A 24108-nucleotide genomic window follows, 5' to 3' on the forward strand; every position below is an offset into this window, starting at 1 on the left:
AGGCATTTTGCTTGTTGTCTCACATCTCAGCGCCCGTTATGAGCGCCATCTTGCGCTTGATGGCATTAACCTTAGGATCGCAGCCGGAGAACTGGTTGTGCTGCTGGGCCCGTCAGGCTGTGGGAAAACCACGTTGTTGAATCTGATCGCCGGTTTTCTTCCGGTGCAGTCCGGCAGCATTACGCTGGATGGCAAAACCGTTACCGGGCCTGGCGCAGAGCGCGGCGTGGTGTTTCAGCACGAAGGCCTGCTACCGTGGCGTAACGTCGTGGACAATGTGGCGTTGGGTCTGCAACTTGCCGGTGTGGCGAAAGAACCGCGCAGGGAGGCAGCCCGTCAGATGCTGAAGAAAGTCGGACTTGCCGGTGCGGAAAAAAAATTTATCTGGCAGCTTTCAGGCGGAATGCGTCAGCGGGTCGGCATTGCCAGAGCGCTGCTGACCCGGCCACCGCTGTTGCTACTGGATGAGCCATTTGGCGCACTGGACGCTTTTACCCGGGAACAGATGCAGGAGCTGCTGTTGAGCCTGTGGTATGAGGAGAACAGGCCGGTTTTATTGATCACCCACGATATTGAAGAAGCGGTATTTCTCGCCAGTGAATTAATTCTTTTGTCGCCGGGGCCGGGGCGCATTACTGAACGGATCAAACTGGATTTTGGTCGCCGCTATGCCGCCGGAGAGTCCTGTCGGGTTATTAAGTCCGATCCTGCGTTTATTGCCCAACGCGAATATGTATTAAGCCGGGTCTTCCGACAGCGTGAGGTCTTCTTATGAGCCTGTTATCAGCCGAAAAAAACCTTACCTCGCGTCAGCGGTGGCGCTGGCCATTGCGTCGCCAGCTGACATTCAGTATCGCCACCCTGCTGGTATTGCTGGCAGCATGGTGGGTGATTACGGCGCTTCATCTGATTGCGCCGCTGTTTCTGCCGCCGCCACAACAGGTGTTTCATCAACTGGTGGTCATTGCCGGCCCGCAGGGATTTATGAATGCCACATTATGGCAGCACCTGTCCGCCAGCCTCGGGCGGATCCTCATCGCGCTGTTGGCGGCAATCATTCTCGGGGTACCGGTGGGTATTCTGATAGGACTGAATGCCACGGTGCGCGGTATTCTTGACCCGCTGATTGAGCTGTACCGTCCGGTGCCGCCGCTGGCGTATTTACCTTTAATGGTTATCTGGTTTGGTATTGGTGAAACCTCCAAAATCCTGCTGATTTATCTGGCGATTTTTGCACCAGTTGCTCTGTCGACCCTGGCGGGTGTGAAAAGCGCCAGGTTGGTGCGTATCAGGGCAGCGCAGTCACTGGGTGCCGATCGCTGGCAGCTATTGTGGTTGGTGATCCTGCCCGGTGCGCTGCCGGAAATTCTTACCGGTATCCGTATTGGCCTTGGCGTTGGCTGGTCAACGCTGGTGGCGGCTGAACTGATTGCTGCCACCCGTGGGCTGGGCTTTATGGTGCAGTCGGCCGGAGAGTTTCTGGCAACAGATGTGGTACTGGCTGGCATCGCGGTGATTGCCCTGATTGCCTTCACACTGGAACTGATGTTGCGCACGTTGCAACGTCGCTTAACCCCCTGGCACGGAGAATAGTGATGAACGAACGTCTGACTATCACCCCACTTGGCCCGAATATTGGAGCGCAGGTCGCTGATATTAATCTGAGTCGGCCGCTGAGCGACGCCCAGTTTGAACAGCTATATCATGCGTTGATCCGCCATCAGGTGCTGTTCGTCCGGGATCAGCCGATCACCCCGCAGCAGCAGCGGGCGCTGGCCGCGCGTTTTGGCGATCTGCATATCCATCCGGTATACCCTCACGCCCCTGATGTGGAAGAGATTATTGTACTGGATACGCACAACGATAATCCCCCCGACAGTGATAACTGGCATACCGATGTCACCTTTATCGCCACGCCTCCGGCCGGTGCCATCCTCGCTGCGAAACAGTTGCCGAAAAACGGTGGTGATACGCTGTGGGCCAGTGGCGTCGCAGCTTACGATGCGTTGTCTGAACCGTTTAAGGTGTTACTGAGCGGATTAAAAGCGGAGCACGACTTCACCAAATCATTCCAGGAATTCAAATACCGTGACAGTGAAGAAGAACACGCCCGCTGGAAAGTGGCGGTAGAGAAGAATCCACCGGTGTTGCATCCGGTGGTGCGGACTCATCCGGTAAGCGGCAGACTGGCACTGTTTGTGAACGAAGGATTTACCACACGCATCGCTGGCCTGAAGCAGAAAGAGAGTGAGGCATTGCTGGCCTTTCTGTTTGCCCATATTACTAAGCCAGAATTCCAGGTGCGCTGGCGCTGGCAGGAAAACGATCTGGCTATCTGGGACAACCGGGTGACGCAGCACTACGCTAACGCCGATTATTTGCCAGCGCGGCGCATTATGCACCGCGCGACGATACTTGGTGATAAGCCGTTTTAAGTGGCCTGGAGCATCGCTTCCAGCTGCTCCTGCGCATCCAGCCAGGCCATTTCACACTCTTCCAGCGCGGATTTTGTCTCAGCCTGCTGCTTCAGTGCGGCAGTGAGATCGGCCTTGCGCTTTTGGTCGTAAATCTCCGCATCCGCCAGTTTTTCTTCGGCGGCGGTCAGCTGGCTGTTCAGTTTCTCCATCTGCTTTTCGAGCTTCTCAATCTGTTTACGCAGAGGTTGCGTTTGTGTGCGCAATTCTGCTTCACGACGTTTTTGATCTTTTCTCGCCTGAGCACTGTTGGCGTTATCTGTTTTGACATCTGTGCTGCTGACCTGCTGTTTTTGTAGTTCGCTCAGCCAGCGCTGGTAATCTTCCAGGTCGCCATCAAAGGCCTCGACCTTGCCATCGTGGACCAGATAAAGATCGTCAGTGGTGGAGCGCAGCAGGTGGCGATCGTGCGAAACCACCACCAGTGCGCCTTCAAAGTCGATCAGCGCCTCGGTTAATGCCTGACGCATATCCAGATCGAGGTGGTTGGTTGGTTCATCCAGCAGCAGCAGGTTGGGGCGCTGCCAGACAATCAATGCCAGCACCAGCCGCGCTTTTTCACCGCCGGAAAAACGTTCGGTATTTTCAGTCACCTTATCGCCCTGAAAACCAAAGCCGCCCAGATAATCCCGTAGCTGCTGTTCCAGCACCTGAGGCGCAAGGCGGGCCAGATGTTGTAACGGTGATTCATCGGCGCGTAAAAATTCCAGCTGATGCTGGGCGAAGTAACCCAGCCTGATGCCTTTCGCCAGGCCAATATCGCCTTTTAGCGGGGTCAGTTCACCGGCCAGCATTTTAATCAGCGTCGATTTGCCCGCGCCATTGCGGCCCAGCAAACCAATCCTTGAGCCTGGCACCAGATTCAGTTTGATGGAATTCAGGATGATGCGCTCACCATAGCCTGCGCTCACTTTTTCCATGTTCAGCAATGGATTGGGCAGGCTTTCCGGGGCACGAAAGCTGAAGGTAAAAGGATTATCAACATGTGCAGGCGCGATCAGTTCCATACGTTCCAGCATTTTAATCCGGCTTTGCGCCTGTTTGGCTTTGCTGGCTTTCGCCTTAAAGCGGTCAATAAAGCTTTGCAGGTGCGCCACTTTGGTCTGCTGGTTTTCATACATCGACTGCTGTTGCGCCAGTTTGGTCGCCCGCTGCACCTCAAAGGCGCTGTAATTGCCGGTGTATTCGAACATTGACTGCTGCTCAATATGCAGAATTTTATCCACCACCGGGTCGAGAAAATCGCGGTCATGGGAAATCAGAATCAATGTGCCCTGATAGCTTTTCAACCAACGTTCCAGCCAGATCACCGCGTCAAGATCAAGATGGTTGGTGGGTTCATCAAGCAGCAACAGATCTGAGCGGCATATCAGCGCCTGTGCCAGGTTAAGACGCATTCGCCAGCCGCCGGAAAAGTCACTGACCGGGCGTGTCAGCTGCTCCTGCGAAAAGCCCAGACCATGAAGCAAACTGGCTGCGCGGGATTGCATCGTCCATGCCTGGATAGCGTCCAGCTTGCCATGCAGTGTGGCGATGGCATGACCATTATCAATGTCGTTAGCATGAGTGAGATCGGATTCCAGCTGACGAAATTCACGATCGCCATCGATAACGTATTCAATGGCGGGCATGGCCAGCGCGGGCGTCTCCTGGTTAACCCAGGCCAGCGACCAGTTGCCTGGATAATGAGCACTACCGCCGTCGGCGCTTATCTCGTGCTTGAGCAACGACAGCAGGGTCGATTTGCCACAGCCATTTTTCCCAACCAGTCCAACTTTCTGGCCGGGATTGATCGTGGCGGTGGCGTTGTCCAGCAGCACGCGGACGCCGCGTCGTATTTGTAACGAGGAGAAGATAATCATAAGCGCCGTAATAGTCAGAATATATCCGTCATACTTCAGGTTGCAGATGCGCTGACTGCGTTCAGTCTCCCGAATCCCTTAGCTGAGCCAGCTCTCCGGGTTCCCTTCGCCTGTCGCCTCGCTGCAATACGAATTATTCAGGGTATATGTTAAATTAAATCATCGTAATTGCTTTGCGGAATGCACTATTCCGCTGCGTCGGGCATGGTAGCGGAATTTCCCCGTTATGACGACGATTTGGAGAGGAATCATGTCGCAGCAGCCCAATGTTTTGTTGCTCTATGCACATCCTGAATCACAGGACTCAATCGCTAACCGGGTGTTGCTGCAACCGGCAAAGGATCTGCCAAATGTGACCGTACATGATCTGTATGCGCACTACCCGGACTTTTTTATTGATATCCATCGCGAGCAGCAGTTGCTTCGTGAGCATCAGGTGATTGTTTTTCAGCATCCGCTGTATACCTACAGTTGCCCTGCATTGCTGAAAGAGTGGCTGGATCGCGTCTTGTCACGCGGGTTTGCCAGTGGTCCTGATGGCAACGTGCTGGAGGGGAAATACTGGCGGAGTGTGATCACCACCGGTGAGCCTGAAGCGGCCTATCATCAGGATGGGCTTAATCGCTATCCGATGTCGGAAATCATGCGTCCTTTTGAACTGACCGCTCAGCTATGCCGCATGCACTGGCTGACACCGATGATCATTTATCTTGCACGGCGGCAGCCGCCAGAAGTAATGAAAAATTTTGCGCGTGCCTATGGTGACTGGCTGGCATCGCCGCAACTGCCCGGAGGGCTCTGAATGGAAGGGCAAACGCTGCTGACGGCAGGCGTGGTGTATCTTTTTGCGGCAGTGATCGCGGTGCCACTGGCGGCAAGGCTGGGGATTGGTGCCGTGTTGGGCTATCTGCTGGCCGGTATTGCTATCGGGCCGTGGGGACTTGGCTTTATCAGTGATGTCGATGAGATCCTGCACTTCTCGGAACTGGGTGTGGTGTTCCTGATGTTTATCATTGGGCTGGAGCTGAACCCGGCAAAGCTGTGGCAGTTGCGACGCTCCATCTTTGGCGTCGGTGCCGCGCAGGCTCTGCTCAGCGCGGCGATCCTCGGTGGACTATTATGGCTGACGAATTTTTCGTGGCAGGCGGCAGTGATCGGTGGCATCGGACTGGCGATGTCGTCCACCGCGATGGCGCTACAGCTGATGCGCGATAAGGGAATGAACCGTAACGAATCGGGCCAGTTGGGGTTTTCGGTACTGTTGTTCCAGGACCTCGCAGTGATCCCTGCTCTGGCTCTGGTTCCGCTGTTGGCCGGAGGTGACAGTGGTCATACTGACTGGATGACCATCGGCATGAAGGTACTGGCCTTTGCCGGTATGTTGGTTGGTAGCCGCTATCTGTTGCGACCTATTTTCCGTTTTATCGCGGCATCCGGCGTGCGTGAAGTCTTTACCGCTGCTGCTTTGCTGCTGGTATTGGGCTCCGCATTGTTTATGGATGCGTTGGGGCTTTCGATGGCGCTGGGCACCTTTATCGCCGGGATCCTGCTGGCAGAGAGTGAGTATCGCCACGAACTGGAGATAGCCATTGACCCGTTTAAAGGATTGCTGCTCGGCCTGTTCTTTATCTCAGTGGGGATGGCGCTGAACCTTGGCGTGCTCTACACCCATATCATCGAAATTCTGGTCGGTGTTGTGGCGCTGGTGGCGATTAAGGGTACGGTTCTCTATTCGCTCTCTCGTCTGTTTGGTCTGCGTAGTTCTGAGCGCCTGCAATTTTCCGGCGTACTGAGCCAGGGAGGCGAGTTCGCTTTTGTGCTGTTTTCGGCAGCATCATCGGCGAAGCTGTTTCATGGCGATCAGATGCCGCTGTTGCTGGTGACGGTGACGCTGTCAATGATGACTACGCCATTGCTGATGCAGGGCATTGATCGGATTCTGGCAAGTCGCTTTAACGACAGCGATGAGCCTGATGAGAAGCCTTTCGTTGAGGATGATAAACCTGAAGTGATCGTGGTCGGGTTTGGGCGTTTTGGTCAGGTGGTGGCGCGTTTGCTGATGGCGAACGAGAAGCGGATTACGGTACTGGAGCGGGATATCAGTGCGGTCAGTCTGATGCGTAAATATGGTTATAAAGTTTATTACGGCGATGCAACCGAACTGGAACTGTTGCGTGCTGCTGGTGCGGAAACCGCGCAGTCGATAGTTATTACCTGTAATGGTCCGGAGGATGCGATGGAAATTGTTTATCTGTGCCAGCATCATTTTCCGCATCTTCAGATTCTTGCCCGGGCCAGAGGTCGTGTGGAAGCTCATGAGCTGATTCAGGCTGGGGTGGCGCAGTTCTCGCGTGAGACCTTCTCCAGTGCGCTGGAACTGGGGCGTAAGACGCTGATGACGTTAGGTATGCATCCACACCAGGCTTTCCGCGCCCAGCAGCATTTTCGCCGTCTGGATATGCGTATGCTGCGTGAGCTGATGCCTAACCATTCTGACAGCCAGCAAATTTCACGGGTGAAAGAGGCGCGTCGCGAACTGGAGGACATTTTTCAGGCAGAGATGCGCCATGAAAAACGGCAGTTTGGCGGCTGGGATGAGTTTGAATAGGAATCAAAATGCGTAAAAGATTTATCGCAGGTGCGACCTGCCCGAAATGTCAGGCAAAAGATACTCTGGCACTGTGGAAAGAAAATAATATTGATGTGGTTGAATGTGTTAAGTGCGGCCACCAGATGCGTGAAGCGGATAAACATGTCCGTGATGAGGTGCGGGAAAATGAACAGGTCATAGGAATTTTCCATCCTGAGTAGCGTTATCGCGCAGCTTTTTTTAAGCTTTACCGTACAGCAGCGTTGAAATTTATTACAATCGACGCAATTTAAAGCTCTTAAGGTCAGCATTTGGCTGGCCTGCAAGAGCTCAGGCTCTCAACGGTTTAGGAGTAATCATGAAAGTAGCAAAAGACCTGGTGGTCAGCCTGGCATACCAAGTACGTACAGAAGATGGTGTGTTGGTTGATGAGTCTCCGGTGAGCGCACCGCTGGACTATCTGCACGGTCATGGTTCCCTGATTGCCGGCCTTGAAAAAGCCCTGGAAAATCATGAGGCGGGTGACAAGTTCGAAGTGAATATCACCGCCGATGACGCTTATGGCCAGTATGATGACAATCTGGTTCAGCGCGTACCAAAAGACGTTTTTATGGGCGTTGATGAGTTGCAGGTGGGAATGCGCTTCCTGGCGGAAACCGATCAGGGGCCGGTGCCGGTTGAAATCACCGAAGTGGAAGATGACCATGTAGTGGTTGATGGTAATCACACCCTGGCTGGGCAGAATCTGAATTTCAACGTCGAAGTGGTGGCTGTTCGCGAAGCTACGGCGGAAGAACTGGCCCACGGTCATGTCCATGGCGAACACGACCATCACCACGATCATGACCACGACCATGAGCATGGTAAGGGTGGATGTGGCACCGGTGGCTGTGGTTGCAGCCACTAAATTTTCTGTGGATTTCAATGAGGCTACCCTTGCGGTGGCCTTATTTTTGCCTGTTTGTCCGGGCGGGTAGAGGGGCCGCGAGCTGAAGAAAAGTCCGACCGATTAGCGGTGAATTCCCCATTCTTTTAATCAAATCAGTAGTGCGGAGGGGGCGTCTCTTCTGACTGTGAAGCAATCATGGAAGGGGCAACCGATTTCAGCTTATCGGTAAGCAGTCGCATCTGCTCACGCAGGCGGGACATCTCCAGTTCATGGTGAATTACCGTCTGATTCAGCTCTTCAATGGTGTGCTCCTGAAACGCCAGTCGACTTTCCAGCATTTCCAGGCGTTGTTCAAACAGGTGCTGCATAGTTTTTCCTCAGGTGATTGCTGGTGACTGCCACGGGTTCTGACAGTGGCAGAATCTTCCTGATTCTAACGGGAAAGCAGGGCAGGAAACAGAAATGTTCAGGTTAATTTCTGGCGGCACTTGAAAAAAGAGTCAGGCGTCTGCATGTCTGTGGTGAAACTTTCGGGTGGACATACGGTCGTAAGTTACTTAGCTTTCATTGCGAAATTGTGCAGTTTTGTAGTTATAGTACAGACCCCGATCTGTCAATGATTTCCGAGGTGTGAGGCTTCGGTTTTGGAGAAATGGATGAAATCAATATTTAAAGTCACACTGTTAGCCACCACCCTTGCCGCTGCGCTGAATGCCCCGCAGGTTTTAGCTGCTGAAACTGCCGCCGCCCCTGCTGCCGCACCAACAGAGCAGGCACCTCAGCCAGCGGCGGCACCCAAAAATGCTGCGTTTAAAACTGAGGATCAACAATCCGCTTATGCACTGGGCGCTTCGCTCGGTCGCTACATGGAAAACTCTCTGAAAGAACAGGAAAAACTGGGTATCACGCTGGATAAACAGCAGCTGATCTCCGGTGTTCAGGATGCTTTTGCTGGTAAGAGTAAACTCTCTGACCAGGAAATTGAGCAGACCCTTCAGGCGTTTGAAGGCCGTGTGAAAAGTGCTGCACAGGCCAAGATGGAAAAAGATGCCAAAGAAAACACTGAGAAAGGTGACGCTTTTGCTACTAAATTCGCCAAAGAAAAAGGCGTGAAGAAAACGGAATCTGGCTTGCTTTATCAGGTAGAGAAAGAAGGTACTGGCAAGGCCCCAACGGATAGCGATACGGTTGTCGTTAACTATAAAGGCACGCTGATCGATGGTACTGAGTTTGATAACTCTTACACGCGTGGTGAACCACTCTCTTTCCGTCTTGACGGTGTTATTCCCGGTTGGACCGAAGGTCTGAAGCACGTGAAAAAAGGTGGCAAGATTAAGCTGGTCATCCCACCGCAGTTGGCTTACGGCAAGAATGGCGTTCCGGGTATTCCGGCGAACTCCACGCTGGTCTTTGATGTCGAGCTGCTTGACATTAAGCCTGCTGCAAAAGCCGATGCTAACGCTGAGAAACCGGCTGAAGCGCCCGCAGCGACTCAGGCTAAATAAGCCTTTTCACCGCCACTTCTTAGTGGCGGTGTCATTTCCATTCTTCTTCCAGCCTTTACTGCTCACTCTAATTCCTTACAAAGGTCAGGACATGCCTTTGCGATATTTGCTAGACTACCCTCCGCGTATTTTCATCTGAACACGTCTCTCCTGACACAGTGCGTCAGGTTCTTTTCAAGGGTGGTGTCTTAATGTCTGGTTCACTATTTACCGGTGATATGACCGATCTGGAATTACTGGATCAGCGTCCCTTCGAGCAAACTGACTTAGATATCCTGCAATCTTATGAAGCGGTGGTCGATGGCCTCGCTATGCTGATTGGCACCCATTGTGAAATCGTTCTTCATTCCCTGGAAGATTTGAAACGCTCCGCCGTGCGTATTGCTAATGGCGAACATACCGGGCGTAAAATCGGTTCGCCAATTACGGATATGGCTCTGCGGATGTTGCACGAAATGAGAGGGGCGGACAGCAATGTCTCGAAAGCTTATTTTACCCGTGCCAAAAGCGGCGTGTTGATGAAATCAGTTACCATTGCAATTCGTAATGGTAAACAGCGGGTTATTGGGCTGTTGTGCATTAATATGAACCTGGATGTACCGTTCTCGCAGATTATGGCAACCTTTATGCCGCCGGAAACTCAGGAAGTCCCTTCGATGGTGAACTTCGCCTCGTCGGTTGAAGATCTGGTGATGCAGACCCTTGAGTTCACCATTGAGGAAGTCAGCGGCGATCGCAATGTCTCCAATAACGCCAAAAATCGCCAGATTGTGTTTAATCTGCATGAGAAGGGCATTTTCGATATTAAGGATGCCATCAATCAGGTAGCTGACCGGCTTAATATTTCCAAGCACACGGTTTATCTCTACATTCGTCAGTTCAAGAATGGGGATATTCAGGGGCATGATCGTTGATGCATTTTACTTTGCTGGTAACCGGCCCCGCCTGTGGCACCCAGCAGGCAAGCAGCGCATTTTTGTTTGCTCAGGCCTTACTGGCTGAAGGTCATCACCTGGACAGCGTGTTTTTTTACCGTGAAGGGGTGCTCAATGCCAGCTCGCTGGTTTCCCCCGCCAGCGATGAATTTAATCTGACGCAAGGCTGGCAACAGCTGCATCAGGAGCACGGTGTGGCGCTTAATGTTTGTGTTGCGGCGGCATTGCGTCGGGGAGTGACCGACCAGCAGGAAGCGAAAAATCTCGGCCTGCCTGCGGATAATCTTGGGCAGGGCTTTCAGCTGACCGGGCTGGGCGCGCTGGCTGAGGCAGCATTAAGCTGTGACCGTCTGGTGCAATTCTGATGAATCGTGTCGCAATTATTTTTACCCAGGCTCCTCATGGCAGCAGCGCCGGTAGGGAAGGGCTGGATGCGGCTCTGGCCATTTCTGCTCTCAGTGAAAAAATCGCGCTTTTCTTTGTCAGTGATGGCGTATTACAACTTATTCCCGAGCAGCAGCCTGAACGGATACTGGCGCGCCATTATGCGGCGACGTTTGGCGTTTTGCCTTTGTATGATATTGATGATCTCTATGTCTGCGCGGCTTCACTGTCAGAACGTGGTCTGCCAGCTGAAGGCAAAAGAGTACTACCGGTAAATGTCCTTTCTCCGGCTGCGTTACGTGCAGAGCTTGATCGCTGTGACCGGATTATTACCTTCTGAGGGATTCATGCTGCATCTCATTTTACATTCTCCTTTTAAGTGCGATTTCGATGCGCTGATGCGAATGCTAGCCTCAGGGGACGATGTGTTGTTGATACAGGATGGGGTGGTAGCGGCGATGGAAGGCTCTCAGGCGCTGGGGCGTCTGATCGGTGTCCCAGTTTCCCTGTATGTGCTGCGTGATGATGTTCTGGCACGTGGCCTTTCTGCTCAAATTTCAGCCAGCATAACGCAGGTAGGCTATACTGATTTCGTTGCGCTGACGGTAAAACATCCACAACTGGTAACCTGGTAACCTGGTAACAGGACGATATCCTGGTTATTTCTTGACACCTTTTCTGCTCAGCCCTAAAATTCCGCGTCCTCGTTATACCACGAGGCGATTTATCACGTGTTTACGAAGCAAAAGCAAATCCCAGGAGCTATTTAATGGCAACAGTTAACCAGCTGGTTCGCAAACCACGCGCACGCAAAGTTGCAAAGAGCAACGTGCCAGCGCTGGAAGCCTGCCCGCAGAAACGTGGTGTATGTACTCGCGTATATACTACTACCCCTAAAAAACCGAACTCAGCGCTGCGTAAAGTTTGCCGTGTTCGTTTAACCAATGGTTTTGAAGTCACCTCCTATATCGGCGGTGAAGGTCATAACCTTCAGGAGCACTCCGTGATCCTGATCCGTGGCGGTCGTGTTAAAGACCTGCCAGGTGTGCGTTACCACACCGTCCGTGGCGCGCTGGACTGCTCAGGTGTTAAAGACCGTAAGCAGTCACGCTCCAAGTACGGCGTGAAGAAGCCAAAGGCTTAATGGTTCTCCGTTAAGTAAGGCCAAACGTTTTATCTTAAATGTCATAATAAACTCGTAGAGTTTTGGACAATCCTGAATTAACAACGGAGTATTTCCATGCCACGTCGTCGCGTAATTGGTCAGCGTAAAATCCTGCCAGATCCTAAGTTTGGATCAGAGCTGCTGGCTAAATTTGTAAATATCCTGATGGTAGATGGTAAAAAATCTACTGCTGAATCCATCGTTTATACCGCACTTGAGACCCTGGCTCAGCGTGCTGGTAAAAGTGAACTGGAAGCATTTGAAGTAGCTCTGGACAACGTCCGCCCAACCGTGGAAGTTAAATCCCGTCGCGTTGGTGGTTCTACTTATCAGGTACCAGTTGAAGTCCGTCCGGTTCGTCGCAATGCTCTGGCAATGCGCTGGATCGTTGAAGCTGCTCGTAAACGCGGTGATAAATCTATGGCTCTGCGCCTGGCGAACGAACTTTCTGATGCGGCCGAGAACAAAGGTACCGCAGTGAAGAAACGTGAAGACGTTCACCGTATGGCCGAAGCCAACAAGGCGTTCGCTCACTACCGCTGGTAACAGCTTTGTAGTTGTTATTAACCCGGCGGGCGTTCAGTTAACCCCGCCGGGATTTAACTTTGAACGTCCGAGAATCAGAGGAATCAAATGGCTCGTACAACACCCATTGCACGCTATCGTAATATCGGTATCAGTGCTCACATCGACGCCGGTAAGACGACGACGACTGAACGTATTCTGTTCTACACCGGTGTAAACCACAAAATCGGTGAAGTTCATGACGGCGCAGCCACCATGGACTGGATGGCGCAGGAGCAGGAGCGTGGTATTACTATCACCTCCGCAGCGACTACGGCTTTCTGGTCTGGTATGGCTAAGCAGTTCGAGCCGCACCGCGTAAACATCATCGACACCCCCGGACACGTTGACTTCACCATCGAAGTTGAGCGTTCTATGCGTGTTCTCGACGGCGCAGTAATGGTTTACTGTGCGGTTGGTGGTGTTCAGCCACAGTCTGAGACTGTATGGCGTCAGGCAAACAAATACAAAGTTCCACGTATCGCGTTCGTTAACAAAATGGACCGTATGGGTGCGAACTTCCTGAAAGTGGTTGGTCAGATTAAATCCCGTCTGGGCGCTAACCCTGTTCCATTGCAGTTGGCAATTGGTGCAGAAGAAAAATTCACCGGCGTCGTTGACCTGGTGAAAATGAAAGCAATCAACTGGAACGACGCCGACCAGGGCGTAACCTTCGAATACGAAGATATTCCAGCTGATATGCAGGCGCTGGCTGAAGAATGGCACCAGAACCTGATTGAATCCGCAGCTGAAGCGTCTGAAGAGCTGATGGAGAAATATCTGGGCGGTGAAGAACTGACTGAAGAAGAGATCAAAACTGCTCTGCGTCAGCGCGTTCTGAACAACGAAATCATTCTGGTTACCTGTGGTTCTGCGTTTAAGAACAAAGGTGTTCAGGCAATGCTGGATGCGGTAGTTGAATACCTGCCGGCACCAACCGATGTTCCTGCGATCAATGGTATCCTGGACGATGGTAAAGATACTCCGGCTGAGCGTCATGCAACTGATGATGAGCCGTTCTCTGCACTGGCGTTTAAAATCGCAACCGACCCGTTTGTGGGTAACCTGACGTTCTTCCGCGTTTATTCCGGTGTGGTTAACTCTGGTGATACCGTACTGAACTCGGTGAAAGCGGCTCGTGAGCGTTTTGGTCGTATCGTACAGATGCATGCGAACAAACGTGAAGAGATCAAAGAAGTTCGTGCAGGGGATATCGCTGCTGCTATCGGTCTGAAAGACGTGACCACTGGTGATACTTTGTGTGATCCGGATAACGTCATCATTCTGGAGCGTATGGAATTCCCAGAGCCAGTTATCTCTATCGCCGTTGAGCCGAAAACCAAAGCTGACCAGGAAAAAATGGGTCTGGCTCTGGGTCGTCTGGCTAAAGAGGACCCGTCTTTCCGCGTATGGACTGATGAAGAATCTAACCAGACTATCATCGCTGGTATGGGTGAATTGCACCTTGATATCATCGTTGACCGTATGAAGCGTGAGTTCAACGTTGAAGCTAACGTGGGTAAACCACAGGTAGCTTATCGTGAAGCGATTCGTGCGAAAGTAACTGATATTGAAGGTAAACACGCCAAGCAGTCTGGTGGTCGTGGTCAGTATGGTCATGTTATTATTGATATGTACCCGCTGGAGCCAGGTTCGAATCCGAAAGGGTACGAATTTGTCAACGATATCAAAGGTGGTGTGATTCCTGGTGAATACATCCCTGCGGTTGATAAAGGTATCCAGGAGCAGCTGAAATCAGGTCCTTTGGCTGGTTATCCAGTTGTGGATCTGGGTGTTCGTCTGCACTTTGGTTCTTACCATGACGTTGACTCCTCTGAGCTGGCGTTTAAACTGGCAGCATCTATCGCCTTTAAAGATGGTTTTAAGAAAGCAAAACCTGTGCTGCTTGAGCCAATCATGAAGGTTGAAGTTGAAACACCTGAAGAGAACACCGGTGACGTTATCGGTGACCTTAGCCGTCGTCGTGGTACGCTGCGCGGTCAGGAATCGAACGTGACAGGTAATGTGATTCACGCCGAAGTTCCGCTGTCCGAGATGTTTGGATATGCAACTCAGCTGCGTTCTATCACTAAAGGTCGTGCATCTTACTCCATGGAATTCCTGAAGTACGATGATGCGCCAAACAACGTTGCTCAGGCTGTTATTGAAGCCCGTGGTAAATAATCGGGTTTAATCAATTGATCCCGTGCTCTCCTTTCCACAGGAAGAGCACAGAAAGTAAGGAATATCGTCGTGGCAAAAGAAAAATTTGAACGTTCCAAACCGCATGTCAACGTTGGTACTATCGGCCACGTTGACCACGGTAAAACTACCCTGACCGCAGCTATCACTACCGTTCTGGCTAAAACCTACGGTGGTTCTGCTCGTGCATTCGATCAGATCGATAACGCACCAGAAGAAAAAGCACGTGGTATCACCATCAACACCTCTCACGTTGAGTATGACACCCCAACCCGTCACTACGCTCACGTTGACTGCCCGGGCCACGCCGACTATGTGAAAAACATGATCACCGGTGCTGCGCAGATGGACGGTGCGATTCTGGTTGTTGCTGCGACTGACGGCCCAATGCCGCAGACCCGTGAGCACATCCTGCTGGGTCGTCAGGTAGGCGTTCCTTACATCATCGTGTTCCTGAACAAATGTGACATGGTTGATGACGAAGAGCTGCTGGAACTGGTTGAGATGGAAGTGCGTGATCTGCTGTCTCAGTACGAATTCCCGGGCGACGACACCCCAATCGTTCACGGTTCCGCGCTGAAAGCGCTGGAAGGTGACGCAGAGTGGGAAGCCAAAATCATCGAGCTGGCGGGCCACCTGGATAACTACATCCCGGAACCAGAGCGTGCTATTGACAAGCCGTTCCTGCTGCCAATCGAAGACGTGTTCTCCATCTCCGGCCGTGGTACCGTTGTGACCGGTCGTGTTGAGCGCGGCATCGTTAAAGTGGGTGAAGAAGTTGAAATCGTTGGTATCAAAGATACTGTGAAATCAACCTGTACCGGCGTTGAAATGTTCCGCAAGCTGCTGGACGAAGGCCGTGCTGGTGAGAACTGCGGTATCCTGCTGCGTGGTATCAAGCGTGAAGATATCCAGCGTGGTCAGGTACTGGCTGAGCCAAGCTCCATCAATCCACACATCAAATTCGAGTCAGAAGTTTATATTCTGTCCAAAGATGAAGGCGGCCGTCATACTCCGTTCTTTAAAGGCTACCGTCCACAGTTCTACTTCCGTACTACTGACGTGACCGGTACCATTGAACTGCCAGAAGGCGTTGAAATGGTAATGCCAGGCGATAACATCAAAATGGTGGTTACGCTGATCCACCCAATCGCAATGGACGACGGTCTGCGTTTCGCAATCCGTGAAGGCGGACGTACTGTTGGTGCGGGCGTTGTTGCTAAAGTTATCGCTTAATTATTGATAACCTTACTGGCGGTAATTCGCCAGAATAAAAAAGAGCACTTCGGTGCTCTTTTTTTTCATGAAAATATCCTGGCATCATAAAGTAAACGCTTCAGACAGTCAGATGGCGAAATAAATGCGGATTGAAATAAAAACAATTCGTATTTAGAATATCATTCAGGAATTGTATCGGAGTAATGATATGTACATCTGTTTGTGCAACGCAGTGAGTGACAAAACAATCCGTGAAGCCGTTCGGCGCTATCAGCCCAGGTCTGTTCAGCAATTGCGCCAGCTGGTGCCAGTAGGTAAACAGTGCGGCAAATGTATTCGTGCTGCACGTGATATCATGGATGAAGAACTAAAACACACTCCGCAATATAAAGAGATCGCCTGATTATCTCCCTTCAGTTAATGATGTTTTTTTGACTTCCCCTATTCCGCGTCTACGCTCAGATCAACGGGCAGCGGAGGATGCGAAATGAAAGGCGATGCAAAGATCATTAATCATTTAAATAAATTGCTTGGTAATGAACTGGTTGCTATCAACCAGTATTTTCTGCATGCGCGAATGTTCAAAAACTGGGGACTGATGCGCCTGAATGACGTCGAGTACCACGAATCGATCGATGAAATGAAACATGCGGATAAATATATTGAACGTATTTTATTTCTTGAGGGCATTCCCAATCTCCAGGATTTGGGGCGCTTACGCATTGGTGAAGATGTAGAAGAGATGCTGAAGTCAGATCTGGCGCTGGAACTTGAGGGAGCCAGAGATTTGCGTGAGGCCATCGATTATGCCGACAAAGTCCATGATTATGTCAGCCGGGATATGATGATTGTTATTCTGGAAGATGAAGAACACCATATCGATTTCCTCGAGACGGAGCTGGATTTGATAGGCAAAATTGGCATTCAGAATTACCTGCAATCACAAATCAAATCATAGCGGGCAGGGCACCGATAATCTTCCCGCTTACTTTATGCCGCTGATAAAGGCTTTCAGCGGCTCCCTCACCCCGAAGACTTTGCAGTTCTATCCCCATCTCCTGATAAACCAGTTGCATTACCTTGGTATGTACGTATAATGCGCGGGCTTGTCAGAAATGACGGCCCGGTTCGATATGAACCGCAGGCGGGTGTCAAAGCCAGCCTGACAATACTCCCAATCGGGGAGTTATGTACAGACGATTACACTCCCCCATCAATCGTAATGGGTGCGGGTAGTAATTTTTTTCGTTTATAAATAATTGGAGCTCTGGTCTCATGCAGAACCAAAGAATCCGTATCCGTCTTAAAGCGTTTGATCATCGTCTGATCGATCAATCAACTGCGGAAATCGTAGAGACTGCCAAGCGCACTGGTGCGCAGGTACGTGGTCCTATCCCGCTGCCGACCCGCAAAGAGCGCTTTACCGTTCTGATCTCCCCGCACGTTAATAAAGACGCGCGCGATCAGTATGAGATTCGCACTCACAAGCGTCTGGTTGACATCGTTGAGCCAACTGAAAAAACGGTTGATGCTCTGATGCGTCTGGATCTGGCTGCCGGTGTAGACGTGCAGATCAGCCTGGGTTAATCAGGTCATTGAGCGATTGAGAGGTTGAAACAATGATTGGTTTAGTCGGTAAAAAAGTGGGCATGACTCGTATCTTCACTGAAGATGGCGTTTCAATCCCAGTAACCGTGATCGAAATTGAAGCAAACCGCGTAACTCAGGTTAAGAGCCTGGAAAACGACGGTTACACTGCTATCCAGGTAACTGCCGGTGCTAAAAAAGCTAACCGCGTTACCAAGCCAGAAGCAGGTCATTTTGCTAAAGCTGGTGTTGAAGCTGGCCGTGGTCTTTGGGAATTCCGTACCGCTGAAGGTGACGAATTCGCAGTAGGTCAGAGCATTAGCGTTGATATTTTCGCTGACGTGAAAAAAGTTGACGTGACTGGAACATCTAAAGGTAAAGGTTTTGCCGGTACTGTTAAGCGCTGGAACTTCCGTACTCAGGATGCAACCCACGGTAACTCCTTGTCTCACCGTGTTCCGGGTTCTATCGGTCAGAACCAGACTCCGGGCAAAGTGTTTAAAGGCAAGAAAATGGCAGGCCAGCTGGGTAATGAACGCGTAACCGTTCAGAGCTTGGATGTAGTACGTGTTGACGCTGAGCGCAACCTGCTGCTGGTTAAAGGTGCAGTTCCCGGTGCTACCGGTAGCGACCTGATCGTTAAACCAGCTGTGAAGGCGTAAGGGGATAGCAATGGAATTAGTATTGAAAGACGCGCAAAGCGCGCTGACTGTTTCCGAAACTACCTTCGGTCGTGATTTTAACGAAGCGCTGGTACATCAGGTTGTTGTTGCTTATGCAGCAGGTGCCCGTCAAGGTACCCGTGCTCAGAAAACGCGTGCTGAAGTTACTGGCTCTGGCAAAAAACCATGGCGCCAGAAAGGTACCGGCCGTGCACGTTCAGGTTCTGTTAAGAGCCCGATCTGGCGTAGCGGTGGTGTGACCTTTGCTGCTCGTCCACAGGACCACAGTCAAAAAGTAAACAAAAAGATGTACCGCGGCGCGCTGAAAAGCATTCTGTCCGAACTGGTACGTCAAGATCGTCTGATCGTTGTCGAGAAGTTTTCTCTGGAAGCACCTAAAACTAAGTTGCTGGTAGAGAAACTGAAAGACATGGCGCTGGAAGACGTGCTGATTATCACTGGTGAACTGGAAGAGAATCTGTTCCTGGCCGCCCGCAACCTGTACAAGGTTGATGTACGTGATGCAGCCGGTATCGATCCAGTTAGCCTGATCGCCTTCGACAAAGTCGTTATGACTGCTGATGCAGTTAAGCAAGTTGAGGAGATGCTGGCATGATCCGTGAAGAACGTCTGCTGAAAGTACTGCGCGCGCCGCACGTATCTGAAAAAGCGTCTGCTGCGATGGAAAAAACTAACACCATCGTTCTCAAAGTTGCTAAAGACGCGACCAAGGCAGAAATCAAAGCCGCTGTACAGAAGCTTTTCGAAGTGGAAGTAAAAGACGTAAACACCCTGGTTGTTAAAGGGAAAGTGAAGCGTCATGGGCAGCGTATTGGTCGTCGTAACGACTGGAAAAAAGCTTACGTCACCCTGAAAGAAGGCCAGAATCTGGACTTCGTCGGCGGCGCTGAGTAAGTCGGAGGAGAAGAACAATGGCAGTTGTTAAATGTAAACCGACATCTCCGGGTCGTCGTCACGTAGTAAAAGTGGTGAACCCAGAGTTGCACAAGGGCAAACCTTTTGCCCCGCTGGTTGAGAAAAACAGCAAATCCGGTGGCCGTAACAACAATGGTCGCATCACTACCCGTCATATCGGTGGTGGTCATAAGCAGGCTTACCGTATTGTTGACTTCAAACGCAACAAAGATGGTATCCCGGCAACCGTTGAACGTCTTGAGTACGATCCGAACCGTTCCGCGAATATCGCGCTGGTTCTGTACAAAGACGGCGAGCGCCGTTACATCCTGGCCCCTAAAGGCCTGAAAGCTGGTGACCAGATTCAGTCTGGTGTCGATGCTGCGATTAAAGCAGGTAACACCCTGCCAATGCGTAACATTCCAGTAGGTTCTACCGTACATAACGTAGAAATGAAACCAGGTAAAGGCGGTCAGATTGCCCGCTCAGCAGGTGCTTACGTGCAGATCGTTGCGCGTGAAGGTTCCTACGTTACCCTGCGTCTGCGTTCTGGTGAAATGCGTAAAGTCGAATCTGACTGCCGCGCGACACTGGGCGAAGTCGGTAACGCTGAGCACATGCTGCGCGTTCTGGGTAAAGCTGGTGCTGCTCGTTGGCGTGGTGTTCGTCCTACCGTTCGCGGTACTGCGATGAACCCAGTCGATCACCCACACGGTGGTGGTGAAGGTCGTAACTTTGGTAAGCACCCGGTAACTCCGTGGGGCGTTCAGACCAAAGGTAAGAAGACCCGTAGCAACAAGCGTACTGATAAATTTATCGTGCGTCGCCGTAGCAAATAATTTTAGAGGATAAGCCATGCCACGTTCTCTCAAGAAAGGTCCTTTTATTGACCTGCACTTGCTGAAGAAGGTAGAGAAAGCGGTGGAAAGCGGAGACAAGAAGCCTTTGCGCACCTGGTCCCGTCGTTCAACGATCTTCCCTAACATGATCGGTTTGACCATCGCTGTCCATAATGGTCGTCAGCACGTTCCTGTCTTTGTTTCCGACGAAATGGTCGGACACAAATTGGGTGAATTTGCACCGACTCGTACTTATCGCGGTCACACAGCTGATAAGAAAGCCAAGAAACGCTAACAGGAGGAAGAGATGGAAACTATCGCTAAACATCGCCACGCTCGTTCTTCTGCCCAGAAGGTTCGACTGGTAGCGGATCTTGTACGCGGTAAGAAAGTGTCGCAGGCTCTGGATATTTTGACCTACACCAATAAGAAAGCGGCTGTACTGGTTAAAAAAGTTCTGGAATCTGCCATTGCTAACGCCGAACACAACGATGGCGCTGACATTGATGATCTGAAAGTGACGAAAATCTTCGTCGACGAAGGCCCAAGCATGAAGCGCATTATGCCGCGTGCAAAAGGTCGTGCAGATCGCATCCTGAAGCGCACCAGCCACATTACTGTGGTTGTGTCCGATCGCTGAGACTCTGGAGACTAGCAATGGGTCAGAAAGTACATCCTAATGGTATTCGCCTGGGTATTGTTAAACCCTGGAACTCTACCTGGTTCGCCAATACCAAAGAATTCGCTGACAACCTGGACAGCGATTTTAAAGTTCGTCAGTACCTGATGAAGGAACTGGCTAAAGCGTCTGTATCTCGTATCGTTATCGAGCGTCCGGCCAAGAGCATCCGTGTAACTGTTTACACCGCTCGTCCGGGTATCGTTATCGGTAAAAAAGGTGAAGACGTAGAAAAACTGCGCAAGGGCGTAGCGGATATCGCTGGTGTTCCTGCACAGATCAATATCGCCGAAGTCCGTAAACCGGAAATGGACTCTAAGTTGGTTGCTGACAGCATCACTTCACAGCTGGAGCGTCGCGTGATGTTCCGTCGTGCAATGAAGCGTGCTGTTCAGAACGCAATGCGTCTGGGCGCTAAAGGGATCAAAGTTGAAGTTAGTGGCCGTCTGGGTGGTGCTGAAATCGCACGTACCGAATGGTATCGCGAAGGCCGTGTGCCGTTGCACACTCTGCGTGCTGACATTGACTACAACACCTCAGAAGCGCACACCACTTATGGTGTAATCGGCGTTAAGGTATGGATCTTCAAAGGTGAGATCCTGGGTGGTATGGCTGCTGTTGAACAACCGGAACCGGCTGCTCAACCTAAAAAGCAGCAGCGTAAAGGCCGTAAGTAAGGAGAGTCGCTGATGTTACAACCAAAGCGTACGAAATTCCGTAAAGTGCACAAAGGCCGCAACCGTGGTCTGGCGCAGGGTACGGATGTTAGCTTCGGTACTTTCGGTCTGAAAGCTGTTGGCCGTGGTCGTCTGACTGCTCGTCAGATCGAAGCAGCACGTCGTGCTATGACCCGTGCAGTTAAGCGTCAAGGTAAAATTTGGATCCGTGTATTCCCGGACAAACCAATTACCGAGAAGCCGCTGGAAGTGCGTATGGGTAAAGGTAAAGGTAACGTAGAGTATTGGGTTGCCTTGATCCAGCCAGGTAAAGTCCTGTATGAAATGGACGGTGTTCCGGAAGAGCTGGCCCGTGAAGCATTCAAGCTGGCAGCAGCAAAACTGCCTATCAAAACCACCTTTGTAACTAAGACGGTGATGTAATGAAAGCAAATGAGCTGCGTGAAAAAAGTGTTGAAGAGCTGAACACTGAGCTGCTTAACCTGCTGCGTGAGCAGTTTAATCTGCGCATGCAGGCAGCATCTGGCCAGCTGCAACAGACTCATCTGTTGAAGCAGGTACGCCGTGATGTTGCACGCGTTAAGACTTTACTGACTGAGAAGGCGGGTGCGTAATGACCGATAAAATCCGTACTCTGCAAGGTCGTGTGACCAGCGACAAAATGGAGAAATCCATTGTTGTTGCTATCGAACGTTTCGTTAAACACCCTATTTACGGGAAGTTCATCAAGCGTACGACCAAACTGCACGTACATGACGAGAACAATGAATGTGGAATTGGCGACAAGGTAGAAATCCGTGAATGCCGTCCACTGTCCAGAACGAAGTCCTGGACTCTGGTTCGCGTTGTAGAGAAAGCGATTCTGTAATAAAGAGTTCTTTTCTCTGTAAAAGCCTCCGCCTGTCGGGGGCTTTTTATTGCCTGATGAATGCGGTGTGGTGCGCGTGTGACCTGTTTCAGGCTCTGATTCCACCATAATCGAACATGAACTGACTGATAAGACTGATTTTCCAAAACTGGAACTATGTTGTCCTTAATAGAATTGATATCCGCTTTCACGGCGCGTTTTACATATCATTTTTCAGCCCCTCTAAACTCAATGCATTAATTTATCTGATGCTTTTTGCGCTCTCAGGTGTCTTAGTCACAGTGTGTTTGATACGGATCACGTCTGGCTGTTTATCTTAAGAATAAGATTCTCATCGGATTTCAGGACTGCCGCTTTTCACTGGCTGCGAGTTTTAAACATGGATGATTTATATGACTAAAGATACACCCGATCGTACTCGCCGGATGTTGTTATCTGTTCTTCTACTTGCTGCGTCATCACAATTAATCGCTGCTACTAAGACCTTTGCTCCAGCAACAGATTTATTGGTGCCTGGCCGCACCCTGTTGCTCAAAAACGCGGATGTGATTGTCACTATGGACAGCGAAAAAAGGGAAATCAGGAATGGAAGTATCCTGATCAGAGACAACAAAATTGCGGCCGTTGGAAAAACAGAAGAATTACCGCAAACCGCTGATGAGGTGATTAATCTTAAGGGACATATCGTCATACCTGGCTTAATCAACACACACCATCACATGTATCAGAGTCTGACACGCGTCATTCCCCCGGCTCAGGATGGTGAATTATTTAAATGGATCAGCAACCTTTATCCCATCTGGCAAAAGATGACCCAGGAGATGATTCGCATTTCGACTAAGATGTCGATGGCCGAGCTGATCCTCTCAGGCTGTACCACTACCAGCGATCATCTCTATTTATACCCCGGAGGGTGTCGTCTTGATGACAGTATTGATGCAGCAAAAGAAATGGGAATGCGTTTTCATCCCAGTCGTGGAAGCATGAGCTTAGGGCAGTCACAGGGAGGTTTGCCGCCAGACTCTCTGGTAGAGAAAGAAAGTGACATCCTGGAAGATACCCAGCGTGTTATTGAGCGTTATCATGATGCGAACCACGGTTCAATGCTGCGTCTGGTCGTGGCTCCCTGTTCACCATTTTCCGTCAGCCAGAATTTGATGAAAGAATCCGCCACGCTGGCCCGTCATTATCAGGTTTCAATGCACACACACCTCGCAGAGAATGACAACGATATTCGTTACAGCAGGGAAAAGTTTAACCGTACACCTGCACAATACGTTGAAGATTTAGGCTGGACAGGGCATGACGTCTGGCATGCACATTGCGTAAAACTTGATGACTATGGCATCGAACTATTCTCACGGACTGGAACGGGAGTAGCACATTGTCCATGCTCGAATATGCGACTGGCTTCAGGTATTGCCCCGGTCCGCAAAATGCTGGACGCTGGTTTGCATGTGGCAATAGGTGTGGATGGCTCAGCTTCAAATGATACCTCAGATATGATAGCGGAAGTCCGCCAGGCGATGCTGTTGCAGCGGGTAGGCTTTGGCCCTGATGCAATGACGGCAAGGCAGGCGCTGGAAATAGCGACACGGGGAGGCGCTAAAGTGCTCAATCGTGATGATGTGGGTGCGCTTGAAGTCGGGATGGTGGCAGATATTGCCGTATTTAATTTAAATAAACCGGGTATGGCTGGCGCCGTTCATGATCCGGTTGCTGCGCTGGTATTCTGTAATCCCGGACAGGTGGCTTACAACATTATCAATGGCAAAGTTAAGGTAAGAGAAGGCCAGCTAACAGGCATCGATTTACCGGTGCTGATTGAACGACATAATCAGCTGGCTGCCACCCTGTACGATTAACCCACTGTTATTCATCAAAATTGTCATTTAATTTTCGTCCTGGATACTGTTGACAGTAAGCTCTCGAGCCCGGCTGAAAAAGTGTGCATATTACGATTGCTACAGGATGAACAATTCCTTAGAATGTCGCGTCCCTCTTCCCGGAGGGACAAATGTCGGTTTAATAATTAGCCGTTTATTTTTTCTACCCATATGCGAGATGCGGTGTTATAATACTGCGCCCTCAAT

General features: G+C 50.9%; 32 protein-coding genes. 30 read left to right on the forward strand and 2 right to left on the reverse strand.

Features of this window, described 5'->3' with window-relative positions:
• The first annotated feature begins 7 nt into the window (after positions 1 to 7).
• Genes tauB through tauD form a run of 3 tightly spaced genes read left to right on the forward strand, consistent with a single transcriptional unit; the run spans position 8 to position 2435 of the window.
• Entirely contained in the window at positions 8 to 775 is a 768-nt protein-coding gene (gene tauB, locus AC3RPL_RS21380) for a taurine ABC transporter ATP-binding subunit (RefSeq protein WP_490741478.1), read from the forward strand.
• Positions 772 to 1593 (forward strand): taurine ABC transporter permease TauC, encoded by an 822-nt coding sequence (gene tauC / locus AC3RPL_RS21385; RefSeq protein WP_490741479.1) that lies wholly within the window; start codon positions 772 to 774, stop codon positions 1591 to 1593. Before tauB ends, tauC begins: the two co-directional genes overlap by 4 nt.
• 2 nt (positions 1594 to 1595) lie before the next feature.
• A complete protein-coding gene (gene tauD / locus AC3RPL_RS21390; protein WP_490741480.1) occupies positions 1596 to 2435 on the forward strand; it encodes a taurine dioxygenase in 840 nt (279 codons plus the stop codon).
• On the opposite strand, the gene AC3RPL_RS21395 is transcribed toward tauD, so the two are convergent.
• Positions 2432 to 4336 (reverse strand): ABC transporter ATP-binding protein, encoded by a 1905-nt coding sequence (locus AC3RPL_RS21395; RefSeq protein ID WP_490741481.1) that lies wholly within the window; start codon positions 4334 to 4336, stop codon positions 2432 to 2434. The two genes, tauD and AC3RPL_RS21395, sit on opposite strands and share 4 nt — an antisense overlap.
• Before the next feature lie 250 nt (positions 4337 to 4586).
• On the opposite strand from AC3RPL_RS21395, the gene kefG reads away from it, so the two are divergent.
• The 4 genes from kefG (at position 4587) to slyD (ending at position 7833) form a co-directional block, all read left to right on the forward strand.
• Entirely contained in the window at positions 4587 to 5138 is a 552-nt protein-coding gene (kefG, locus tag AC3RPL_RS21400) for a glutathione-regulated potassium-efflux system ancillary protein KefG (protein ID WP_034934839.1), read from the forward strand.
• The gene (gene kefB / locus AC3RPL_RS21405; RefSeq protein ID WP_490741482.1) at positions 5139 to 6944 is read left to right on the forward strand and encodes a glutathione-regulated potassium-efflux system protein KefB; all 1806 of its coding nucleotides are present in this window, start codon (positions 5139 to 5141) and stop codon (positions 6942 to 6944) included.
• A gap of 2 nt (positions 6945 to 6946) precedes the next feature.
• Positions 6947 to 7147: a YheV family putative zinc ribbon protein gene (locus AC3RPL_RS21410; RefSeq protein WP_490742109.1), complete on the forward strand. Its 201-nt coding sequence runs from the start codon at positions 6947 to 6949 to the stop codon at positions 7145 to 7147.
• A gap of 137 nt (positions 7148 to 7284) precedes the next feature.
• Positions 7285 to 7833, forward strand: a complete 549-nt coding sequence (slyD, locus tag AC3RPL_RS21415) for a peptidylprolyl isomerase (protein WP_490741483.1) — start codon at positions 7285 to 7287, stop codon at positions 7831 to 7833.
• 134 nt (positions 7834 to 7967) lie between these two features.
• Here slyD and AC3RPL_RS21420 read toward each other — a convergent pair whose 3' ends face one another.
• Entirely contained in the window at positions 7968 to 8183 is a 216-nt protein-coding gene (locus tag AC3RPL_RS21420; protein ID WP_034934830.1) for a SlyX family protein, read from the reverse strand.
• A 288-nt stretch (positions 8184 to 8471) separates the two neighbouring features.
• Between AC3RPL_RS21420 and fkpA the strand changes: the two genes are divergently transcribed.
• The 23 genes from fkpA (at position 8472) to AC3RPL_RS21535 (ending at position 23880) form a co-directional block, all read left to right on the forward strand.
• Positions 8472 to 9320, forward strand: a complete 849-nt coding sequence (gene fkpA / locus AC3RPL_RS21425; RefSeq protein ID WP_261642479.1) for an FKBP-type peptidyl-prolyl cis-trans isomerase — start codon at positions 8472 to 8474, stop codon at positions 9318 to 9320.
• Between the two features lie 191 nt (positions 9321 to 9511).
• On the forward strand, positions 9512 to 10234 hold the full coding sequence (locus AC3RPL_RS21430; RefSeq protein WP_261642478.1) for a helix-turn-helix transcriptional regulator: 723 nt from the start codon (positions 9512 to 9514) through the stop codon (positions 10232 to 10234).
• Positions 10234 to 10620 carry a sulfurtransferase complex subunit TusD gene (gene tusD / locus AC3RPL_RS21435; RefSeq protein ID WP_490741484.1) on the forward strand — a complete coding sequence of 129 codons (387 nt, stop codon included), beginning with the start codon at positions 10234 to 10236 and terminating at the stop codon, positions 10618 to 10620. The genes AC3RPL_RS21430 and tusD overlap by 1 nt, the downstream gene beginning before the upstream one ends.
• Positions 10614 to 10979 carry a sulfurtransferase complex subunit TusC gene (gene tusC / locus AC3RPL_RS21440; protein WP_490742110.1) on the forward strand — a complete coding sequence of 122 codons (366 nt, stop codon included), beginning with the start codon at positions 10614 to 10616 and terminating at the stop codon, positions 10977 to 10979. The genes tusD and tusC overlap by 7 nt, the downstream gene beginning before the upstream one ends.
• A 7-nt stretch (positions 10980 to 10986) precedes the next feature.
• On the forward strand, positions 10987 to 11274 hold the full coding sequence (tusB, locus tag AC3RPL_RS21445) for a sulfurtransferase complex subunit TusB (protein ID WP_490741485.1): 288 nt from the start codon (positions 10987 to 10989) through the stop codon (positions 11272 to 11274).
• 134 nt (positions 11275 to 11408) lie between these two features.
• The gene (gene rpsL, locus AC3RPL_RS21450; protein WP_013204141.1) at positions 11409 to 11783 is read left to right on the forward strand and encodes a 30S ribosomal protein S12; all 375 of its coding nucleotides are present in this window, start codon (positions 11409 to 11411) and stop codon (positions 11781 to 11783) included.
• A gap of 96 nt (positions 11784 to 11879) precedes the next feature.
• Positions 11880 to 12350, forward strand: a complete 471-nt coding sequence (gene rpsG, locus AC3RPL_RS21455; RefSeq protein WP_034934820.1) for a 30S ribosomal protein S7 — start codon at positions 11880 to 11882, stop codon at positions 12348 to 12350.
• A gap of 87 nt (positions 12351 to 12437) precedes the next feature.
• Positions 12438 to 14552, forward strand: a complete 2115-nt coding sequence (fusA, locus tag AC3RPL_RS21460) for an elongation factor G (RefSeq protein ID WP_034934819.1) — start codon at positions 12438 to 12440, stop codon at positions 14550 to 14552.
• A gap of 69 nt (positions 14553 to 14621) precedes the next feature.
• Entirely contained in the window at positions 14622 to 15806 is a 1185-nt protein-coding gene (tuf, locus tag AC3RPL_RS21465; RefSeq protein ID WP_490741486.1) for an elongation factor Tu, read from the forward strand.
• 190 nt (positions 15807 to 15996) lie between these two features.
• Positions 15997 to 16191 (forward strand): bacterioferritin-associated ferredoxin, encoded by a 195-nt coding sequence (bfd, locus tag AC3RPL_RS21470; RefSeq protein WP_034940855.1) that lies wholly within the window; start codon positions 15997 to 15999, stop codon positions 16189 to 16191.
• An 84-nt stretch (positions 16192 to 16275) separates the two neighbouring features.
• The gene (gene bfr / locus AC3RPL_RS21475; protein ID WP_034940857.1) at positions 16276 to 16746 is read left to right on the forward strand and encodes a bacterioferritin; all 471 of its coding nucleotides are present in this window, start codon (positions 16276 to 16278) and stop codon (positions 16744 to 16746) included.
• A 317-nt stretch (positions 16747 to 17063) separates the two neighbouring features.
• Positions 17064 to 17375, forward strand: a complete 312-nt coding sequence (gene rpsJ / locus AC3RPL_RS21480; RefSeq protein ID WP_001181005.1) for a 30S ribosomal protein S10 — start codon at positions 17064 to 17066, stop codon at positions 17373 to 17375.
• 32 nt (positions 17376 to 17407) lie between these two features.
• Positions 17408 to 18037 carry a 50S ribosomal protein L3 gene (gene rplC / locus AC3RPL_RS21485; protein ID WP_490741487.1) on the forward strand — a complete coding sequence of 210 codons (630 nt, stop codon included), beginning with the start codon at positions 17408 to 17410 and terminating at the stop codon, positions 18035 to 18037.
• A gap of 10 nt (positions 18038 to 18047) precedes the next feature.
• On the forward strand, positions 18048 to 18653 hold the full coding sequence (gene rplD, locus AC3RPL_RS21490; protein WP_261644486.1) for a 50S ribosomal protein L4: 606 nt from the start codon (positions 18048 to 18050) through the stop codon (positions 18651 to 18653).
• The gene (rplW, locus tag AC3RPL_RS21495) at positions 18650 to 18952 is read left to right on the forward strand and encodes a 50S ribosomal protein L23 (protein ID WP_034940865.1); all 303 of its coding nucleotides are present in this window, start codon (positions 18650 to 18652) and stop codon (positions 18950 to 18952) included. The genes rplD and rplW overlap by 4 nt, the downstream gene beginning before the upstream one ends.
• 17 nt (positions 18953 to 18969) lie before the next feature.
• Positions 18970 to 19791, forward strand: coding sequence for a 50S ribosomal protein L2 (rplB, locus tag AC3RPL_RS21500; RefSeq protein ID WP_034940867.1), 822 nt, complete (start codon positions 18970 to 18972; stop codon positions 19789 to 19791).
• Between the two features lie 16 nt (positions 19792 to 19807).
• The gene (gene rpsS / locus AC3RPL_RS21505; protein WP_013204132.1) at positions 19808 to 20086 is read left to right on the forward strand and encodes a 30S ribosomal protein S19; all 279 of its coding nucleotides are present in this window, start codon (positions 19808 to 19810) and stop codon (positions 20084 to 20086) included.
• A 12-nt stretch (positions 20087 to 20098) separates the two neighbouring features.
• On the forward strand, positions 20099 to 20431 hold the full coding sequence (rplV, locus tag AC3RPL_RS21510; RefSeq protein ID WP_000447532.1) for a 50S ribosomal protein L22: 333 nt from the start codon (positions 20099 to 20101) through the stop codon (positions 20429 to 20431).
• A gap of 17 nt (positions 20432 to 20448) precedes the next feature.
• On the forward strand, positions 20449 to 21147 hold the full coding sequence (gene rpsC / locus AC3RPL_RS21515) for a 30S ribosomal protein S3 (RefSeq protein WP_034940870.1): 699 nt from the start codon (positions 20449 to 20451) through the stop codon (positions 21145 to 21147).
• Between the two features lie 12 nt (positions 21148 to 21159).
• On the forward strand, positions 21160 to 21570 hold the full coding sequence (gene rplP / locus AC3RPL_RS21520) for a 50S ribosomal protein L16 (RefSeq protein ID WP_002438716.1): 411 nt from the start codon (positions 21160 to 21162) through the stop codon (positions 21568 to 21570).
• The gene (gene rpmC, locus AC3RPL_RS21525) at positions 21570 to 21761 is read left to right on the forward strand and encodes a 50S ribosomal protein L29 (RefSeq protein ID WP_034940873.1); all 192 of its coding nucleotides are present in this window, start codon (positions 21570 to 21572) and stop codon (positions 21759 to 21761) included. The genes rplP and rpmC overlap by 1 nt, the downstream gene beginning before the upstream one ends.
• The gene (rpsQ, locus tag AC3RPL_RS21530) at positions 21761 to 22015 is read left to right on the forward strand and encodes a 30S ribosomal protein S17 (protein WP_034940875.1); all 255 of its coding nucleotides are present in this window, start codon (positions 21761 to 21763) and stop codon (positions 22013 to 22015) included. The genes rpmC and rpsQ overlap by 1 nt, the downstream gene beginning before the upstream one ends.
• Positions 22016 to 22524: 509 nt before the next feature.
• Positions 22525 to 23880 (forward strand): 8-oxoguanine deaminase, encoded by a 1356-nt coding sequence (locus AC3RPL_RS21535; RefSeq protein WP_490742111.1) that lies wholly within the window; start codon positions 22525 to 22527, stop codon positions 23878 to 23880.
• Positions 23881 to 24108: the final 228 nt, after the last annotated feature.

The organism is Erwinia papayae (assembly GCF_058241465.1).

Bases quoted from the DNA above. Each gene is read 5' to 3' on its own strand.
- tauC (WP_490741479.1), top strand. From the start codon at position 772: ATGAGCCTGTTATCAGCCGAAAAAAACCTTACCTCGCGTCAGCGGTGG.
- tauD (WP_490741480.1), top strand. From the start codon at position 1,596: ATGAACGAACGTCTGACTATCACCCCACTTGGCCCGAATATTGGAGCG.
- AC3RPL_RS21395 (WP_490741481.1), bottom strand. From the start codon at position 4,336: ATGATTATCTTCTCCTCGTTACAAATACGACGCGGCGTCCGCGTGCTG.
- kefG (WP_034934839.1), top strand. From the start codon at position 4,587: ATGTCGCAGCAGCCCAATGTTTTGTTGCTCTATGCACATCCTGAATCA.
- kefB (WP_490741482.1), top strand. From the start codon at position 5,139: ATGGAAGGGCAAACGCTGCTGACGGCAGGCGTGGTGTATCTTTTTGCG.
- slyD (WP_490741483.1), top strand. From the start codon at position 7,285: ATGAAAGTAGCAAAAGACCTGGTGGTCAGCCTGGCATACCAAGTACGT.
- AC3RPL_RS21420 (WP_034934830.1), bottom strand. From the start codon at position 8,183: ATGCAGCACCTGTTTGAACAACGCCTGGAAATGCTGGAAAGTCGACTG.
- fkpA (WP_261642479.1), top strand. From the start codon at position 8,472: ATGAAATCAATATTTAAAGTCACACTGTTAGCCACCACCCTTGCCGCT.
- AC3RPL_RS21430 (WP_261642478.1), top strand. From the start codon at position 9,512: ATGTCTGGTTCACTATTTACCGGTGATATGACCGATCTGGAATTACTG.
- tusD (WP_490741484.1), top strand. From the start codon at position 10,234: ATGCATTTTACTTTGCTGGTAACCGGCCCCGCCTGTGGCACCCAGCAG.
- tusB (WP_490741485.1), top strand. From the start codon at position 10,987: ATGCTGCATCTCATTTTACATTCTCCTTTTAAGTGCGATTTCGATGCG.
- rpsL (WP_013204141.1), top strand. From the start codon at position 11,409: ATGGCAACAGTTAACCAGCTGGTTCGCAAACCACGCGCACGCAAAGTT.
- rpsG (WP_034934820.1), top strand. From the start codon at position 11,880: ATGCCACGTCGTCGCGTAATTGGTCAGCGTAAAATCCTGCCAGATCCT.
- fusA (WP_034934819.1), top strand. From the start codon at position 12,438: ATGGCTCGTACAACACCCATTGCACGCTATCGTAATATCGGTATCAGT.
- bfd (WP_034940855.1), top strand. From the start codon at position 15,997: ATGTACATCTGTTTGTGCAACGCAGTGAGTGACAAAACAATCCGTGAA.
- bfr (WP_034940857.1), top strand. From the start codon at position 16,276: ATGAAAGGCGATGCAAAGATCATTAATCATTTAAATAAATTGCTTGGT.
- rpsJ (WP_001181005.1), top strand. From the start codon at position 17,064: ATGCAGAACCAAAGAATCCGTATCCGTCTTAAAGCGTTTGATCATCGT.
- rplC (WP_490741487.1), top strand. From the start codon at position 17,408: ATGATTGGTTTAGTCGGTAAAAAAGTGGGCATGACTCGTATCTTCACT.
- rplD (WP_261644486.1), top strand. From the start codon at position 18,048: ATGGAATTAGTATTGAAAGACGCGCAAAGCGCGCTGACTGTTTCCGAA.
- rplW (WP_034940865.1), top strand. From the start codon at position 18,650: ATGATCCGTGAAGAACGTCTGCTGAAAGTACTGCGCGCGCCGCACGTA.
- rplB (WP_034940867.1), top strand. From the start codon at position 18,970: ATGGCAGTTGTTAAATGTAAACCGACATCTCCGGGTCGTCGTCACGTA.
- rpsS (WP_013204132.1), top strand. From the start codon at position 19,808: ATGCCACGTTCTCTCAAGAAAGGTCCTTTTATTGACCTGCACTTGCTG.
- rplV (WP_000447532.1), top strand. From the start codon at position 20,099: ATGGAAACTATCGCTAAACATCGCCACGCTCGTTCTTCTGCCCAGAAG.
- rpsC (WP_034940870.1), top strand. From the start codon at position 20,449: ATGGGTCAGAAAGTACATCCTAATGGTATTCGCCTGGGTATTGTTAAA.
- rplP (WP_002438716.1), top strand. From the start codon at position 21,160: ATGTTACAACCAAAGCGTACGAAATTCCGTAAAGTGCACAAAGGCCGC.
- rpmC (WP_034940873.1), top strand. From the start codon at position 21,570: ATGAAAGCAAATGAGCTGCGTGAAAAAAGTGTTGAAGAGCTGAACACT.
- rpsQ (WP_034940875.1), top strand. From the start codon at position 21,761: ATGACCGATAAAATCCGTACTCTGCAAGGTCGTGTGACCAGCGACAAA.